Here is a 17,720-nt window from a genome sequence, read left to right on the forward strand (position 1 = left end):
GAAATATACAAACAGCTGGGCAAGCTTCGACCTTGAGAAAGAATGCGCAGATGCTCTGATCTCTGACGGATGTGTACTGATCAGCCAGCATGCAGATACAACAGGTGCTCCTTCAGCTTGTGAAGCAGCAGGCGTTCCTTGTGTAGGTTATAACATTGATATGACATCTGTTGCTCCTAACACAGCACTTACTTCCGCGTCTATGGACTGGGGTGTATATTACACATATGCAGTACAGTGCATGATCGACGGTACAGCAATTGACACTGACTGGTGTAAAGGATTTGCAGAAGGCGCAGACAAGATCACACCTCTCAATGACAAAGTTGTAGCAAAAGGTACAGAAGATAAAGTAAAAGAAGTAGAAGATGCGCTCAGCGATGGTTCTCTTCATGTATTTGATACTTCTACATTTACAGTAGACGGCAAAGAACTTGATACATATGAGAAAGACGGACAGGAATATGTTTCTGACGGATATTTCCATGAATCAGAATATGGTTCAGCACCGGCATTTGATGTAGCAATCGATGGAATTACATCTATCACAGAATAAGCAATGAAACGGGCGGGGCTGCTTGTCGGCAGCCCTGCTTTTTTCATATCGTACGTGTATCATACGCGCAAAGGGAGTCTCCTGACGGGAGGTTTCTTTTGCTGTATTATGGAAGACTTTCGGCGTAATAACAGTTGCTCCATAATTCACAAGTATGAGCAGATGCATCAGCAGATGTAATTGCGTTCAGAGAAAAGGAGGGAATAATAGTGGGAGAAAACTACGCACTTGAACTTAGAGATATTTCCAAGCGGTTTGGTTCGGTCCAGGCAAATGACCATGTAAATCTCACACTGAGAAAATCAGAGATTCTTGCAATCCTGGGGGAAAACGGAAGCGGCAAGACTACTCTGATGAATATGATCTATGGAATTTATTATCCGGATGAAGGACATATTTTTGTAAATGGGAATGAAGTAACCATCCGCTCACCAAAAGATTCCTATGAACTGGGAATCGGTATGGTACATCAGCATTTTAAACTGGTAGATGTACTGACAGCAGCAGAGAATATCATTCTGGGTCTTCCGGGCAAAGGAAAGCTGGATATGAAGAAGATTACAGAGGATATCCAGAAACTGGTAGATAAATATGGATTTGAACTGGATCTGTCACAGAAGATCTATGAAATGTCCGTATCCCAGAAACAGACCGTAGAGATCGTAAAGATGCTGTACCGCGGAGCAAGGATCCTGATCCTGGATGAGCCGACTGCAGTTCTGACACCTCAGGAAGCCGACCGTTTATTTGACATCCTGAGAAACATGCGCAAAGACGGATGTTCCATTATGATTATCACCCATAAACTGCAGGAGGTTTTGGCGTTGTCTGACCGTGTTGCAATCCTCAGAAAAGGTAAATACATAGATACCGTGGAAACTGCACAGGCAAATGTACAGAGTCTGTCAGAGATGATGGTAGGAAACAGAGTAGACCTGAACATTGACCGCCCGGAACCAAAAGATGTGAAGAAAAGACTGGTGGTCAAAGGCCTGAACTGCAAGAATAAAGATGATGTAAAAACACTGGATGATATTGACCTTGATGTTAATACAGGTGAAATCCTTGGTATTGCCGGTATTTCAGGAAGCGGCCAGAAAGAATTCCTGGAAGCCATCGCAGGCCTGCAGGAGATAGAGAGCGGTTCCATCAGCCTGCTGGACGACAACGGAAAAGGAATGGAACTTGCAGGAATGGATTCCATTTCCATTAATAAAGCAGGAATCAGTCTTGCCTTTGTACCGGAAGACCGTATCGGTATGGGACTTGTGGGTGACATGGATATGACAGATAATATGATGCTCAGAAGTTACCGCAACGGAAAAGGCCTGTTCCTGGATCGAAAAGGCCCGAAAGCTCTGGCTCTGAAGATCAAAGAGCAGCTTGAAGTTATGACCCCGAGTATTTCCGCACCTGTCCGTCAGATGTCTGGAGGAAATGTCCAGAAAGTTCTGGTAGGAAGAGAGATTGCCCAGAATCCGAAGGTGCTTCTGGTCGCATTCCCTACCCGAGGTGTGGATATCAATACTTCTCATGTAATCTACAAACTTCTGAATGAACAGAAGAAAAAGGGAGTTGCAGTAGTCTGCGTAATCGAGGATCTGGATGTCGTTCTCGAACTTTGTGACAGGATTGCAGTATTCTGCGGCGGAAAGATCAGCGGGATTGCAGACGGAAGAACTGCAACAAAAGAAGAAATCGGCCTTCTTATGACGAAACATGAAAAAGGAGGAACACAGGCATGAAGAAAGAACCTTTCTTACAGGTAAGTAAAAGAAGAAACAAAGCCGGATGTCAGGAGCGTCTTCTGATTCGTTTTATAGCTCTGATCCTGGCACTGATCGTATGCGGTGCGGTGATCGTGGCACTGGTGAAGATGAATCCTGTTGATGTATACAAGGCAATCTGGGATGGCGCCATGGGCTCAGAACGCCGTCTCTGGCAGACAATACGAGATACCATGGTTCTGTTGTGCATCTCCATTGGTCTGGCACCTGCATTTAAAATGAAATTCTGGAACATTGGTGCTGAGGGACAGATCCTGATCGGTGGTGCATGTTCCGCAGCGGTTATGATCTACGCAGGAGACAAAATGCCGACAGGTCTGCTTCTGATCGTGATGTTTGTGGCGAGTGCAGTCGGCGGAATGATCTGGGGAATGATCCCTGCGGTCTTTAAGGCACACTGGAATACCAATGAAACACTGTTTACTCTGATGTTGAACTACGTTGCCATGCAGGTGGTTACCTACTGCATCGTATTCTGGGAAAACCCAAAAGGATCTAACACAGTTGGTATTATCAATCAGGCAACAAAAGCCGGATGGCTCCCGGAACTGTTTGGTCAGAAATACGGCTGGAATGTAGTGATTGTTCTGATCCTGACAGTGGGAATGTTCATTTACCTGAAATACTGCAAACAGGGTTATGAGATCGCAGTTGTAGGCGAGAGTGAAAACACTGCCAGATACGCAGGTATCCAGGTAAGAAAAGTCATTGTCCGTACAATGGCAATCTCCGGTGCGATCTGTGGTATCGCAGGTTTCGTTATTGTCAGCGGTGCCAGCCATACAATTTCCACTGCAACTGCAGGCGGTCGTGGCTTTACTGCGATCATTGTTGCATGGCTTTCCAAGTTTAATACATTTATCATGGTTGCAGTTTCCTTTGGTATCGTGTTTATGGATCAGGGTGCTGTACAGATCGCAACACAGTATGGACTGAATGAGAATGCTTCCGATGTTCTTCTGGGAATTATCCTGTTTTTCCTCATCGGAGCGGAATTCTTTATTAACTACAGAGTAAAGCGTGCAAAGAAATAGGAGGTAGATGCAATGAGTGTACTGATCATTTTTATTCAAAAAGCAATTGTCCAGGGCATCTGTATTCTGTACGGTGCGCTTGGTGAAATTATGACAGAGAAATCCGGTAACCTGAACCTGGGTATTCCGGGAATTATGTATATGGGCGGTATTTCCGGTCTGATGGGAGCCTTCCTTTATGAAAAAGACAATCCGAATCCCAATGCCCTTGTAGGTGTTCTGATATCGTTCTTATGTGCATTTGCATGTGCAGCGATCGGCGGACTGATCTATAGTATCCTGACTATCACACTTCGTGTAAATCAGAATGTAACAGGTCTTGCGCTGACAATCTTTGGTACAGGTTTTGGTAACTTCTTCGGTGGTTCCATCTCCAAGCTTGCAGGCGGTGTTGGTCAGATTTCCGTAAAAGTAACAGGGAGTGCCTATACGGCAAAAATTCCGGGATTATCGAAGATTCCGGTTATTGGAGGAATTTTGTTTAACTATGGATTCCTGACATATCTCTGCATCATTGCAGCAGTTGTGTTATCCTATTTCCTCTTTAAAACAAGAGCGGGATTAAGCCTCCGTGCCATCGGTGAGAATCCGGGAACTGCAGATGCTGCAGGTATCAATGTTATCAAGTACAAATATCTGTCAACCTGTATCGGTGCTGGTCTGGCAGGACTTGGCGGACTTTATTTCGTAATGGAATATTCGGGCGGAACCTGGACAGACAATGGATTCGGAGACAGAGGATGGCTTGCAGTTGCACTGGTAATCTTCGCGCTTTGGAAACCACTGAATGCCATCTGGGGAGCATTTCTGTTTGGAGCTCTTTACATCCTGTATCTGTATATTCCGGGACTTGGCCGAAGCATGCAGGAAGTATTTAAGGCACTGCCATATGTGGTAACCATTATCGTACTTGTATTTACAAGCTTCCGAAAGAAGAAAGAACATCAGCCGCCGGCTGCGCTGGGACTTCCGTATTTCAGGGAAGAAAGATGATAAAATCTGATAATAAAAATCAGAGATTGCTGTTGATTCCAGAGTAAAATAGTATTATAATATCAGAAGCTATATAAAGCTGAGCAGAAAGTGCCATATGCGGATGTTGTGCAGAATGAATGCAGGGCAGAAAATATGGAAACGATAAATGCTGAGTAAAATTAAGGAGGAAATTTACAATGGCTAAAGTATCAAAAGATATGCTGATCGGTCAGCTTCTTCAGATTGACGCAAATATCGCACCAATTCTTATGAGAGCAGGAATGCATTGCCTTGGATGCCCATCTTCTCAGATGGAATCTCTGGAAGAGGCTGCTATGGTTCACGGACTGGACGCAGACGTTCTTGTTAACCAGATCAACGATTTTCTTGGTGAATAATCAGTCAGCACAAAACTGACATATAAATGGGAGGTTCTGAATATATCGGAACCTCCCATTTTTGGCTGCTGAAGCGTTCTCCATAGATTTGAAGTTCTGAAGACAGAATTTACTCCTTTTAAATATAAAAAGAGCATTTCTGCTCTTTTGGTATTACAGAAATGCTCATTGTGATTATAATTGTACCAGCTGCTGCAGTGCAGAAACTGAGATCAGTTCACCGTGCTCTTTCAGATAAGCTTCACCGGAAACAGTGAATGCCTTTCCGCGACCATATTCGGTGAGAATATTGCATACTTTATTAAATTCTTCAGGTGAGAGAGAAGACTGGTGGATGACCAGTTTGTAAATTTCATCAGCAGGATCTTTGTACAGAGTATTGGAACCTGCAAAATAACCATTCAGTCCATGAGCTGCATCGATCACATCGTCCAGTGTTTCAAATTCGTAAAGCCGGATAAGATTTACATCAGGAACCTGAGTTGTATTATCCTTATCTGCCGGAGCAGTAGTTCTGGAAGAGGTTTTCTCTTTAGCCTGTGCACTCTTTACTTTAGCTTCATAAAGCTTCTGGAAAATATCGATGATATTGTCTGCGCCGTCAAGCTGGACAGTGTCTGTCTTCTCATTACCCTTAAACGGGGCGAATTTGGAGAAGCGTGTGTCGAGTTCTTCCGGATCCTCTACTTTTGTGATGATCAGGATGATGCTCTCAGTGCTGACCGGAATCGCTTCAATCATTAATGGGATATTATCTGCTTCAAAACCAAACTGTATCTGGGCCTGCTGCATCATATCGCGGAAAAGTTTCTTGGCTTTATCTGTGCCATATGCTAATTCACTGATACGGATCTGATGACTTTCAAGATCATCTCTTGTCAAAGTGCAGCGTATCTGGTTGTCGTTGATTTTTTCTATTTTCATGTTGTCACATCCTATCTAAATAACGTTGCAGAATTGCCGGATTATTAAAATCCTTCTGCTGTATAATATGTGCTGCAGAAAGCTTTTCTGCAAATATAATTCTATACACTATATTATATAACAGGAAACTGCAAAATGTAAAGATAAGGAATCTTCCTAAATATTAAATTTTTGGAAACAAAAACGAAAAAAACACATAAATGAATAAAAGTCCTTGCATCAAAACAGAAAACAGGTATAATAATAGGCAGAAGAAGCAATGGACCTGCGGTTCCTATAAGAGAGTCAGAACATTAACCTATAAGATTATTTTTTCTAAACCTTGCTGTCGATCATTCATGCGGCGTTCCTGCCGTGGCAGTACACAGGTAAATTTCCCAGGATAAATAAGTACAGCAGGGATATTGTTTTTTCAACAGCCGATAAGGTGCTTTCTAAAATCATGATTTTTCAGAGAAAGGAGGTAAGCTTACGGAAAATATATCACGTGCAAAAAAGAAAGCCCTGCGTAAACCACTGGAAAATGAACTTAAAAGTTACTGTGATCAGGGGATTTCCCTGTATCTCGACGGTATGATCAGTAACCCAAAATCAATTGCAAAAGCCTGTCAGATTGCAGAGGGCGGTGGTTATATGCGGGATTACGTGGAGGATGAAAAAGGACGAATCGCTCGTGTAGATTTCGATTTCGTCAAAGAGAAATAACAAAAGAAAATAGCAGAAAGCACAAAAGATAAAGGCTGCCTGAAAAAAGTTATGGTACAGTCCCCCGATGTTCATAATGTCTCTGCATAGTTCCTGTTTACACACCACTATTCTGTGAAGTGTATTACATGAGAACGAAGTAAACAGGAAACATTCAGGCAGCATATTGTACCAACAAGTTGATTTCTTGAATAATCTCGAGTCTGTTATCTAAATTTCTAATTTCCGCCTTGAAATAAAAAATTTATCCTGCAAGATTGTTTCAAGAATCAGCTTGTCGGCACAATCTAAATATAAAAAAAATATGAAAAGCAATACAATTATAATCATTTATGGTATACTTAGACCGAACGGCAACAATTTTACCGAAAGGAAGAATAATATGGACAAAAAGTATAAACCGATAGTTGCAGTTGTGGTTCTGGTCTTGCTGGTAGCTGTGATCGGAATTGTCAGCCATGTCGTAATGAAATATGTTCCTTCCACAGAGAAAATGGACTTAAATGAATATTACGGACAGGTGGCAGACGGGGAGATTGCACTGATTCTTGGAACAGAGAAGCTGGAAGACCGCGGTCTTATCGACGGAGACAGAGTTTATTTACCTCTGGATGTGGTAAATACATATCTGAATCAGAGATATTACTGGGATTCAGCAGATCAGAAAGTACTTTATGCCACACCTTCTGAACTTACTTCTGTATCGGCAGCTTCCGAAGCAGGTGATCAGGTATGGCTGAAAGATGGTACCGTATATCTGAATCTTTCCTATATACAGCAGTATACGGATATAGACGCATATATTTCTAAAGAACCATACAGGGTTTCCATTCAGTATAACTTCGATAATATTAAGACAGTAGAAGTCAAGAAGAATACAAGTATCCGTTACCGCGGAGGAATTAAGTCTAAAATCATTACTTCTGTAAAGAAGGGAACGCAGCTTCGTCTGATTGAGGAGTTGGACAACTGGGATCAGGTAGCGACAGATGATGGATATATTGGTTATATAGATAAGAAGAAAGTTGGAAAAGCTTCAGAGACAACTTTCGAGAGGAATTTTGAAAGAGAGCAGTATTCATATCTGACAATGGATGAGAAAGTCAATATGGTATGGCATCAGGTGACTTCCACAGATGCAAATGCATATTTTGCAGATGCAACTGCGAATATGACAGGTGTAAATGTAATTTCACCGACTTGGTTTTATCTGACAGATACATCCGGAAATATTGCAAGTATTGCCAGCGCAGATTATGTAGCTCAGGCACATGAAAAAGGACTTAAAGTATGGGGGCTCATTGACAACTTTACACAGGATGTGAGCACAACAGAAACTCTTTCCAGCACAGCGGCACGACAGAACATTATCAGTCAGCTGATCCAGGCTGCTACAGGCGTGGGAATGGATGGCATCAATGTGGACTTTGAATCTCTCAGTGAAGATGTGGGGATTCATTTTCTGGAATTCCTGAGAGAGCTTTCCATAGAGTGCCATAAGAACAATCTGGTTCTCTCTGTAGATAATCCGGTTCCGGAAGACTTTACCAGTCATTATGACCGTGCAGAGCAGGGCAGAGTTGTGGACTATGTAATTATTATGGGATATGATGAGCACTATGTAGGTTCCGATGCGGGTTCTGTGGCATCTCTTCCCTGGGTAGAGCAGGGTGTACAGGATACACTGGCAGAGGTTCCGGCAGAGCGTGTGATCAATGCAGTACCGTTTTATACCAGGCTTTGGAGAACAACTGGCGGAAATGTGACCAGTGAAGCCATTGGTATGGATCAGGCACAGCAGGTAATCGCTGAGAATAATGTAGAAACTTACTGGGATAAGACAACATCCCAGAATTATGGAACTTATGATATTGATAATTCGACCTATCAGATCTGGCTGGAAGATTCCCAGTCTATTGCAGAGAAAGTGAAGCTTGTGTCCAAATACAATCTTGCAGGAGTTTCTGCATGGAAGCTTGGATTCGAGAACAGCGGAATCTGGCAGGTAATTTCGGATAATCTGAACTAATCAATATAACAGAATATTATTTGTAACTATTCAGCAGTTCACTGTGAAGGTACTGAACAGTTACTATTGTTTTGAAAATGGAATAAACTAGAAATAACTGTGTGAGATTTTCATACAGGCTCTAAAAACACCTTCTGAGACATATATTAAGTATAGCAGTTCGGGGAAAGAGATATTTCCCGGGAACTATAAATATGTCCGGAGGTGTTTTTTATATGAATTATATGAAAGGGTATGGAATGGAGTTTCTGATGGCGTGTCTGTTGCTTGTGAGTTTCCTGATTCTGTCGAAGCAGGCGGCACAGGTAGCAGGAACAATGAGCACGGCAGACAATTCCAGAACAGTTCTGGTGGATGTGGGGCACGGCGGAGCTGATCCCGGGATGATAGGAGTGGGAGGGTTGGAGGAAAAAGGAATCAACCTGCAGATCGCAGTAAAGCTGAAGGCGATTCTTGAAGAAAAAGGATATACAGTGGTTATGACGCGCGAGGAGGATAAGGGCCTTTACGATGAGGACAGTAGAAACCAGAAAGCGCAGGATATGCAGCGAAGAATTGCTATAATCAAGGAATGTAGACCGGTATTATGTGTAAGTATTCATCAGAACAGTTATCAGGATTCTGAAGTTTATGGACCGCAGGTATTCTATTATGAAGATTCAGCGCAGGGCAAAGAACTGGCAGAACTGATCCAGAAAGAATTAAATACAGGACTGGAAGTGGCACGTCCGAGAGTGGCAAAAGGAAATAAAACGTATTATCTGTTGAAGAGAAGTGAAAGTGTGCTGAATATTGTGGAATGCGGTTTTCTGACTAATCCCAAAGAAGCAGAACTTCTTCAGACAGAAGAATATCAGAAAAAGGTGGCAGAAGCGGTAGCTAAGGGGATTGACGCATATCTGAAAGAATAAATGCGGTTTCAGAGTATGTATGTAGAAATATGGCGTAAACGACAATGGGGCAGAAATAATTCGAACGACAAAATGTTTAATTTATGTGAACATGCTTTTAATAAGTAGAGTTTTTTGCTATACTGATAGCGATTTAACAAAATCAGGTAAGCCCCCTGCTTCAATTGCGAAAAGCAATAGGCAGTGGGTGGGGACTTGCTTGTAGCAGGAGGAGTGCGAGCTCCTTCTGATAAACTGCGGAGCAGTTATTTGGTTATGAGCAAGTAGCGAAGCGGATGATTTTATCCGTTTGACAATATTTAAGGTAGAAAGAGCACAGGGAGAGATTATGCTTGGAATTATTTATCTGATCCTGGCAGGAATGTTAGGATATGAAGTGTCGAAGATGCTGACGGAAGAAAGGAGAAGTGTACCTGGCGTTAATCGGATCTGGCTGATACTTCCGGCTTCATTTGGTGCAGGAATCCTTTTATTGACATGGACAGTGTACATTATTTCCTGGTTTTTCAGTGTAGTTGGCAAAGTTACGAATCCATTGTTATACGGAAATGCGATTGCCATGACGGGGACAGCATTGCTTCTGATATTGACAGCAGTACGAAGCCATAAGAGGACAGCGGCGGGAAGCGAAGAAAGTAAGAAGATAAGAACCAAAACGACAGAGAAGCTGATAAGCAATAAAAAAACTTTTAAGAGAGAAGCGATTCTGTTTGGATTGCTGGCAGTGTTTATTACATATATGATGTTCTACGTCTTTTATATAAAAGACGGTATTCTATATTCCGGACTGACTGTATATGGAGATTATGCACCGCATACGGCAATGATGCGTTCTTTTTCCTTTGGAAATAATTTCCCCACACAGTATCCGCATTATGGCGGGGCAGATGTGAAATATCACTTCATGTTTCAGTTTCTGTCCGGAAATCTGGAATATCTTGGATTACGGATGGATTTCGCTTACAATATTGTAAGTGTTGCTTCGCTTCTAGGATTTCTCATGCTGCTGTATCAGCTTGCATTGAGGATTACGGGAAAAATGTGCGGTGGAGTGGTAACGCTTTTTCTGTTTTTCTTCAGAAGCGGAATGGCATTTTTCCGATTTGCATGGGAGCATATTCAGGCAGGTGATCTGCTGGAAACTTTAAGTGAAAATACGACTTTTATTGGATATACCGCCAATGAAAACTGGGGATTGTGGAATTTTAATGTTTATCTGAATCAGAAACATCTGGCGTTTGGACTTCTGCTGGTGACATTGGCATTGTATCTGTTTATGGATTGGCTGGAAGCAGGGACTGCCCATAAGGAAAAAGGTTTCCTCTGGATGAAGAATCGTATTTTTTCAAAAGAGGGCTGGAAGAGCAGAAATCTGGAGCAGGCGTTGCTTATGGGATTGTTTCTTGGCTTATGTGCATTCTGGAACGGAGCAGCAGTAATCGGCGGACTGCTGATCCTATGCGGATTTGCAGTTTTTTCGGACGGAAAAATTGATTATGCTGTTACAGCGGCTGTTACGATTCTCTTTTCCTGGCTTCAGACGAAGATTTTTATTTCAGGAAGTACGATGAGTCCGCAGATTTATCTGGGATTTCTGGCAGAAGAGAAGACAGTCTTGGGAGTCATCAAGTATCTGTTCTGGATGAGCGGGATATTTTTTCTTGGTCTGGCAGTGCTGGTGTGGTTTATGAGGAGACGGGAACGAACGATCCTGATGGGATTTCTTTTTCCAACGATCTTCGCATTTGTACTTTTAATGACACCGGATATTAATGTAAATCATAAATATATTATGATTTCTTATGCATTTCTGGCAATCTTCTGGGCATGGTCGGTATGCAGTCTGTGGAGCGGATCTCTCCGGTCTGACACAATGGAAATTGCAGTCATAGGTGCTGAAACAACAGGAGAGCAGAGAATAGATGCAAAGAAGTTAAATAAATCAGGTAAGTCTAAGGCATTAAGAATTACGGGAAAGATACTGGCTGTAGTATTAGCTTTATGTCTGAGTATAACGGGTATTTATGATTTTGTGGTAATCATAAAGGACAATGGACCGGGCAGACGTGTGACTGTAAATATGAACAGTGATCTGACGAAATGGCTGGCAGAGAATCTGGAGAAAAATGATTTGCTGCTGACTCCGGAGTACAGCATGAATGAAGTGACAATGTCTGGGGCGATGCTCTATTGCGGCTGGCCGTATTATGCATGGTCGGCAGGATACGACACGAACTACAGGGCAGCGCAGGCGGTGACTATTTATACCACAACGGACAGCGAAGAACTGAAAAACGTAGTGAAACAGGAGAAGATCACACATATCTTGTTCGAAGAAGGTTCTGAGTTTGAACAGCAGCAGTGTGTGGAGGATATGATTGCTGCCACGTATGAGAAAGTGTACGAGACAGAAGACGGACGGATACGGATTTATAAGACTTCTGAGTAATTCAGATGCTTATATTATGTTACAGGAAATTACTCTGTAATGTTCCTATAACAATAAAGCGTTCTTGGCAGGAATTTTTCTTGTATCTGATTTAGAATTGGATTGCAGATATTTGGTGAGTCAGGTGAGTGATAAGTTACAGAAACAGGGAAAGCGTGAGTAAAATTAAAATGAATAAGTGGTAAGAGGAGGAGATACGGATGAAAAAATGGGCACCGCGAGTGCTTCTTGCAGCAGTCCTCACAGGGATGTCTGCATTTTTATTAAAAGGAGATGTCTGGACATTCTGGACCTGGTGGCTGCTGGCGTTCCTGATGGGAATGGTTGCCATGCCTGTAACAGGAAGATTGTTTGCAGGATTTGAAGACAAAGGCTGGATGTTCTCGAAAGTTCTGGCGATTACAGTGACAGGCTTTCTCACCTGGCTGCTTGTGTCAGTGAAGATTCTGTCTTTTACAGCTGTGACATGTATCGGGGTATCACTGGCGTGTGCGGTTGTATGTGGAGTTCTGTATCATATCCAGATGAAGAAGAGAATTGACTGCATTCCCAATGGAAAGGGAGAGCTGATCTACTGGGAAGAGATTTTGTTCTTTGCATTTTTCCTGATGTGGACTTATTTCGCAGGATTCCGCCCGCAGGCTTACGGAACTGAGAAGTTTATGGATTATGGGTTCATGGAAGCTATGATGCGAAGCACGACACTCCCGGCAAGAGATCTGTGGTATTCCGAAGGCACGATCAACTATTATTATGGCGGTCAGTATTTCGCAGTATTTCTTACGAAGCTGACGGGAAGTAAAGTGGAGCTTACTTATAATCTGATGCGTACTTTTGTGGCGGCATTTGCATTTATACTGCCGTTTTCACTGGTTCATCAGATGTCTGTGGACAGGCTTAAGGGAAGTCTGACAGGAAAGAAACGCTGTGTACCGGCTGTATCTGGGATTGTTGCAGGACTTTCCGTATCAATTGCGGGAAATATGCATTATGTGGTTTACAGCAAGATCATTCCATGGATCCAGAAACTGCAGGGAAAAGAAGTGGACAGCTACTGGTTCCCGGATGCGACACGCTATATCGGTTACAATCCGGATGTGCCGGATAAGACAATCCATGAATTTCCGTGCTATTCTTTTGTATTGGGAGATCTTCATGCGCATGTAGTCAATGTGATGTTTGTACTGTTTCTGGTAGGCCTTCTCTATGCATGGATGCGAGATGTGCGGATGAGAGAAGCAATAATCATGAAACCGGGCCGGAAACAGTTCTGGAAAAAGCAGCTGCTGATTCCACATATTCTGCTGGCAGCAGTGATGATCGGTATGTTCCGGTTTACGAATTTCTGGGATTTTATTATATATTTCGTGGTAACCGGTGGAGTGGTGCTGTTTACCAATATTGCGCAGTTTGATGGTAAGGTAAAGAAAATCCTGGCAGTGACTGTGGTTCAGGCAGTGGAGATCATTGTAATCTCCTATGTTGTTTCTTTGCCGTTTACTTTACAGTTTGACAGTATGTTTAAGGGCGTAGGAATCGCGCAGAATCATTCTATGATCCATCAGCTGTTGATCCTGTGGGGACTGCCGGTGGTTCTGACAGTTCTGCTGATCGTCTGCATTATCTGGGAGAAGCTTCGCGGCGGTGCTAACAGAAGTCTATATAAACTGATGAAAGCGATTTCTGTACCGGATCTCTTTGCAATTATTATGGGACTCTGTGCCATCGGGCTGATCGCGATTCCGGAGTTTGTTTATGTGAGAGATATTTACGAGAATGGAAATGCCAGAGCGAATACCATGTTTAAGCTGACTTATCAGGCGTATATGTTGTTTGGGATGACGATGGGATATGGTATTTTCCGTATGCTGGTGACAGCGAAGAAGAAAGTGTTTAAGGTGGTGTCAGTGATCGGGCTGGTGCTGCTTTGCTGGACATTTGGATATTTCGGAAACAGTGTGCATTCCTGGTTTGGCAAGGTATGGGATCCGGCCGAATATAAAGGACTGAATGCGACATCGTTCCTGTCAAATGATTTCGCGGAGGATGTAGCTGGTATTAAATGGATGAAGAAGAAAGTGAAAGGTTCGCCGGTCGTACTTGAAGCGAATGGAGACAGCTATAGTGGATATGAACGTGTTTCTGCTATGACCGGGCTGCCGACTGTGCTGGGATGGTATGTGCATGAGTGGCTGTGGAGAGATGATACTGCGGATCTGAATGAGAAGAGTGCGGATATTGAGGATATTTATACTTCTTCGGATGTGGAGTATGTGAAGGAACTGCTGGAAGAGTATGATGTTTCTTATATTTTTGTCGGATCGAAGGAGAGGGAGAAATATGGGGATGCATTGAATGAGGATGTGCTGAAGGCGCTTGGTGAAGTGGTGTTCCAGGATGAGGAGTATAGTACTTATATTCTTAAAGTTAATAAGTAAGAGGGCGAAAAATGGCGGCAGTTTGTGTCGCCATTTTTTGCATTTTTGTAAAGAACGTCGGAGGTAATCTTTTGCAGTCAAGAGGGACGCATAAAAAAATATTTCATTTCCTGTGCGGTTTCGGGCATTAAGATATTCTAAGCCGCCAAAAATCTGCTAAAGGCATGAGAAATCAGAGCCAAACTCGCCTACGGCTCAGACAGTGTCTCTGATTTCTCATAACGCAGATTTTGCCGGCTAAGAATATCTAAGTACCCTGCAAATGCACAGGAAATGAAATATTTTTTTACGCTGGTTATTGACTGGAATGGTTTTGGGGAAATAATTATCAGGTGAAAAAGTAAAATTTACAGATATGGATTACGATTGTATTATGATAATGTATGTGTAATATATAAGAAAAATATGTTTCTACAGTGGAAAAATGAAAAGATGACACTGTATAAGTAGTAGGAGTAAATGAGGAGTGTGAATATTCACATGACAGAAAGGGAGAGTTTTGAAATGAGTAAACAAAGAATTCAGGTTAGACATTATAGCAAAAAAATGGTGATCATGATGTTGACAGGGGCGATTTGCTGTAGTTCATTTTTTTGTGAAGCTGCTTTTGCGAAAACCAGCAAAGTAAGGGTTTACGATGTGGAAAAAGGAACCACAAGCTTCACATCTTTTACATATTCGGATAGTAAGAAGGATGAATCACTGGCTCCGTCGGAGGGAACAGGAGCGATTTCATCTGCTTCTCAGAAGGCAGTTATTTTTCATCAGGCAGATGGGACTACGATAACAAGAAAAGCAGACAGTAATGGAAAAGTGACACTTCCTGAAATAAAGAACGAGACCGGATATACTTTTCTTGGATGAAGTACGAAGCCGGGTCAGACTCAGAATCCGCAGTATCAGGCAGGACAGGTGATACGGGTAAAGAAGAAAACTCATTTATATGCAGTTATGTATAACTGGAAACAGGAGCCGGATTTGCAGGTCGGTAATCTGGCAGGTCAGTTGTCGGAGTATTCCGGAGTTATTTTTGTGGGAGACTCTAGAACATATTTTTTGCAGAAGACTCTTCTTCAGGAATATGGAAAGGAAGCAGTTTCGAAAGTATCATTTGTGTGTAAGTCAGGAGAGGGTCTGAACTGGTTTGAAACAGCAGGGGAGAGACTGTTGGAAAGTGAAATTGCCCGTCTGTAGTCAGATTCAGATAAGCCTGTAGCAGTTATTTTTAATCTTGGCGTGAATGATCTTTCGAGTCATAATTTCGGGAATGGGGTTGATTATAAAGGTGAGGTAAATGCATATCTTGCATATATGAACACTCTTGCAGAGGAACTTGAAAGTAACTGCAGATTGTTCTATATGTCTGTAAATTCGGTAAATACAGCAATGAAACCAACCCGAAAAGAAGCACAGTTACGTTATTTTAATGACAGATTACAGAGTGGATTAAATAACGGATTTCAATGGATAGATACCTATAAGTATCTGATGGAAAACGGTTACAGTACATACAATGAATTTAAGGGAAATATAGATGATGGCGTTCACTATTCTACACGTACCTATAAAAGAATTTATAAATATTGTATAAAGGCGATCAGAAAATAAGAAAGAAGGATATGGATTTAACCGAATACGGATGAGTTTATCCATATGCTTCAAAAATAAAATAGAAGTAGAGCTGTAGAAATGGGAGGTAAACACAGATACCTCTCATTTTTTTGCTTAAAGCTGAATAAAAAGAAAAAATCTGTTATTATTAAGAACCGAGTTACTTTTATGTGCATCTAATTAGTGTAAAAGAAAAAAATAAACACGTGTACAAATCCGGCCGGAGAGAAGGAGAAAACAGATTATGACGAAAGATGCATTTATCAGGGAGGTTCGAAATGCAGAGACTATGTTGTATCATATATCAAAGTCTATTTTGAAAAATGATGCTGATTGTGGCGATGCTGTGCAGGAGACTCTTCTAAAAGTATATGAAAAACTTCCCATGTTAAAAGAAGAGAAGTTCTTCAGAACATGGATTACTAGGATTTTGATCAATGAATGTAAGGGGATTCTTCGAAAACAGAAAAAGGTTGTTCCATATGAAGACTATATGGATAATGAAAGGCTGTCTGAGGAGAATCGGTACCATCATTTATATATGGCGATTATGGAGCTTCCGGAAGATTTAAGAATTTTGGTAACTTTATATTATATAGAAGGATTTTCTCAGAAGGAGATTAGTGAGATTCTGGAGATTCCGGAAGGAACGATTAAGAGCAGACTTTCACGGGCAAGAGATTTTCTGAAGGTACAGCTTTCTGATGAGGAAGAGAAATCACCAATTTCGAGGAAGAACAGTAAAACGTCAAATAAAGTGACCGGAAAGGGGAAAATGCCATGTTAGAAAATAAATGGAAAGATATAGCACCGGAAGTACCACATGATTTTCATGAGAAGTTCGAAGAGACCCTGGAATGTATTGAAAAAGATGATACAGCAGACAAGAGATATAAGAAAAAGAAAATTCGTGTTCGTGTGCTGATCGCAGCAGCGGTGCTTTGTGCCGGTATGGTCGTTACTGTAGCGACAAATGAGTTTTTTAAATGGAATGATCATCTGGTAAAGAGGCTGGAACCATCAGAAGAGCAGCAGGAGACGCTGCAGGAAACAAACTATATCCAGAATATTAATCAGTCAGAGACACAGAATGGTGTAACTGTTACTTTAACAGATTCCATACAGGATCAGGGATTTCTGTTTGCATTTTTTGAAGTGGAAACGGATGACAGTATTGTTATGGATGACAATACTTCTTTTGAGGAAGTGTTGCACTTCAAGATTGATGGAACAGAAGTGTATGGAGATGATGAGGATCGACTTGGAAGTCTCAGCACGGGAGTAGAACAGGATACTTTATTAAAAGAAGATCAAAATTCTGCACATCTTAAATATTTTAATGTTTTTCTTTCCTATGACAGTGATTATGATCTGAGTAACAGAATAGTTGAAATTTCATTAAGAAACCTTACGGACGAAGGAAAGTATGAAGAGGATGAGAATGTGCTGACAGAAGGAACCTGGAATTTTAAATGGACTTTAGGCACAGTGAAACCTCCGGCAAGTCTGGAGGTAAACCGGAAATGTGATTTTGGAGGTTATGAGATCACTATGAAAAAGATGGAGGTATCTCCGCTTCTGTGGTCGCTGTATCTTGACTATAATGAGGCTATGAAAGTGTATGACGACGAAAGAAACAGATTTGAGTATACAGGAACAGATTATGGCATGGATCTTTATATCAGGACAGATATAGATCGTGTACGTTATGAAGATGGAAACGTCGTGGATTTTGATACAACTATAGGAGAAATCAGTGGCGGTGGAGAAAAACAGGATAAAGAAAATGGAGTCCTGATCATCAGAAAAAGTTTTCCAAAACTTGTGGATGTGGATAAGCTTCAGGCGGTGCATTTCAGAAATATTGATCAGTGGATTGAGGTGCGATAATAGAAATATCAAT

The 17,720-nt window shown here is 41.8% G+C and carries 15 protein-coding genes and 1 pseudogene; 15 read left to right on the forward strand and 1 reads right to left on the reverse strand.

Annotated elements, in window-relative coordinates:
- The 5 genes from ACTNES_RS06445 to ACTNES_RS06465 all read left to right on the forward strand — a co-directional run.
- Positions 1-556 (forward strand): BMP family ABC transporter substrate-binding protein (locus tag ACTNES_RS06445; protein WP_441038928.1); only part of this gene is annotated, 556 nt, incomplete at its 5' end.
- Positions 557-765: 209 nt separating this feature from the next.
- Positions 766-2,301 carry an ABC transporter ATP-binding protein gene (locus ACTNES_RS06450; RefSeq protein WP_441038930.1) on the forward strand — a complete coding sequence of 512 codons (1,536 nt, stop codon included), beginning with the start codon at positions 766-768 and terminating at the stop codon, positions 2,299-2,301.
- Positions 2,298-3,377 carry an ABC transporter permease gene (locus ACTNES_RS06455; RefSeq protein ID WP_441038932.1) on the forward strand — a complete coding sequence of 360 codons (1,080 nt, stop codon included), beginning with the start codon at positions 2,298-2,300 and terminating at the stop codon, positions 3,375-3,377. The genes ACTNES_RS06450 and ACTNES_RS06455 overlap by 4 nt, the downstream gene beginning before the upstream one ends.
- 12 nt (positions 3,378-3,389) lie before the next feature.
- Complete coding sequence (locus tag ACTNES_RS06460; RefSeq protein WP_216460171.1) at positions 3,390-4,370, forward strand: ABC transporter permease; 981 nt, start codon at positions 3,390-3,392, stop codon at positions 4,368-4,370.
- 179 nt (positions 4,371-4,549) lie between these two features.
- Positions 4,550-4,750, forward strand: a complete 201-nt coding sequence (locus tag ACTNES_RS06465) for a DUF1858 domain-containing protein (protein WP_216460170.1) — start codon at positions 4,550-4,552, stop codon at positions 4,748-4,750.
- Between the two features lie 174 nt (positions 4,751-4,924).
- Here ACTNES_RS06465 and ACTNES_RS06470 read toward each other — a convergent pair whose 3' ends face one another.
- On the reverse strand, positions 4,925-5,674 hold the full coding sequence (locus ACTNES_RS06470; protein ID WP_291807821.1) for an adaptor protein MecA: 750 nt from the start codon (positions 5,672-5,674) through the stop codon (positions 4,925-4,927).
- 573 nt (positions 5,675-6,247) lie between these two features.
- Between ACTNES_RS06470 and ACTNES_RS06475 the strand changes: the two genes are divergently transcribed.
- From ACTNES_RS06475 to ACTNES_RS06520, 10 genes and pseudogenes are all read left to right on the forward strand, one after another.
- Positions 6,248-6,379, forward strand: a complete 132-nt coding sequence (locus ACTNES_RS06475; RefSeq protein ID WP_256444823.1) for a hypothetical protein — start codon at positions 6,248-6,250, stop codon at positions 6,377-6,379.
- Positions 6,380-6,761: 382 nt separating this feature from the next.
- On the forward strand, positions 6,762-8,408 hold the full coding sequence (locus ACTNES_RS06480; RefSeq protein ID WP_291807820.1) for a glycosyl hydrolase family 18 protein: 1,647 nt from the start codon (positions 6,762-6,764) through the stop codon (positions 8,406-8,408).
- Positions 8,409-8,623: 215 nt separating this feature from the next.
- Positions 8,624-9,319: an N-acetylmuramoyl-L-alanine amidase gene (locus ACTNES_RS06485; protein WP_441038936.1), complete on the forward strand. Its 696-nt coding sequence runs from the start codon at positions 8,624-8,626 to the stop codon at positions 9,317-9,319.
- 289 nt (positions 9,320-9,608) lie between these two features.
- Positions 9,609-11,768: a hypothetical protein gene (locus ACTNES_RS06490; protein WP_441038938.1), complete on the forward strand. Its 2,160-nt coding sequence runs from the start codon at positions 9,609-9,611 to the stop codon at positions 11,766-11,768.
- A gap of 200 nt (positions 11,769-11,968) precedes the next feature.
- Complete coding sequence (locus tag ACTNES_RS06495; protein ID WP_441038939.1) at positions 11,969-14,206, forward strand: DUF2298 domain-containing protein; 2,238 nt, start codon at positions 11,969-11,971, stop codon at positions 14,204-14,206.
- A gap of 504 nt (positions 14,207-14,710) precedes the next feature.
- A complete protein-coding gene (locus tag ACTNES_RS06500; RefSeq protein WP_441038941.1) occupies positions 14,711-15,070 on the forward strand; it encodes a hypothetical protein in 360 nt (119 codons plus the stop codon).
- A gap of 48 nt (positions 15,071-15,118) precedes the next feature.
- Positions 15,119-15,400: a hypothetical protein gene (locus tag ACTNES_RS06505; protein WP_441038943.1), complete on the forward strand. Its 282-nt coding sequence runs from the start codon at positions 15,119-15,121 to the stop codon at positions 15,398-15,400.
- Positions 15,401-15,415: 15 nt separating this feature from the next.
- Positions 15,416-15,814: pseudogene (locus ACTNES_RS06510) on the forward strand (hypothetical protein); the annotation flags it as partial.
- Between the two features lie 247 nt (positions 15,815-16,061).
- Complete coding sequence (locus ACTNES_RS06515) at positions 16,062-16,604, forward strand: RNA polymerase sigma factor (protein WP_291807816.1); 543 nt, start codon at positions 16,062-16,064, stop codon at positions 16,602-16,604.
- Positions 16,598-17,707 carry a DUF4179 domain-containing protein gene (locus ACTNES_RS06520; RefSeq protein ID WP_291807815.1) on the forward strand — a complete coding sequence of 370 codons (1,110 nt, stop codon included), beginning with the start codon at positions 16,598-16,600 and terminating at the stop codon, positions 17,705-17,707. The genes ACTNES_RS06515 and ACTNES_RS06520 overlap by 7 nt, the downstream gene beginning before the upstream one ends.
- Positions 17,708-17,720: the final 13 nt, after the last annotated feature.

It is taken from the genome of Blautia sp. HCP3S3_D9 (assembly GCF_052063845.1).
Lineage (GTDB): Bacteria > Bacillota > Clostridia > Lachnospirales > Lachnospiraceae > Blautia_A.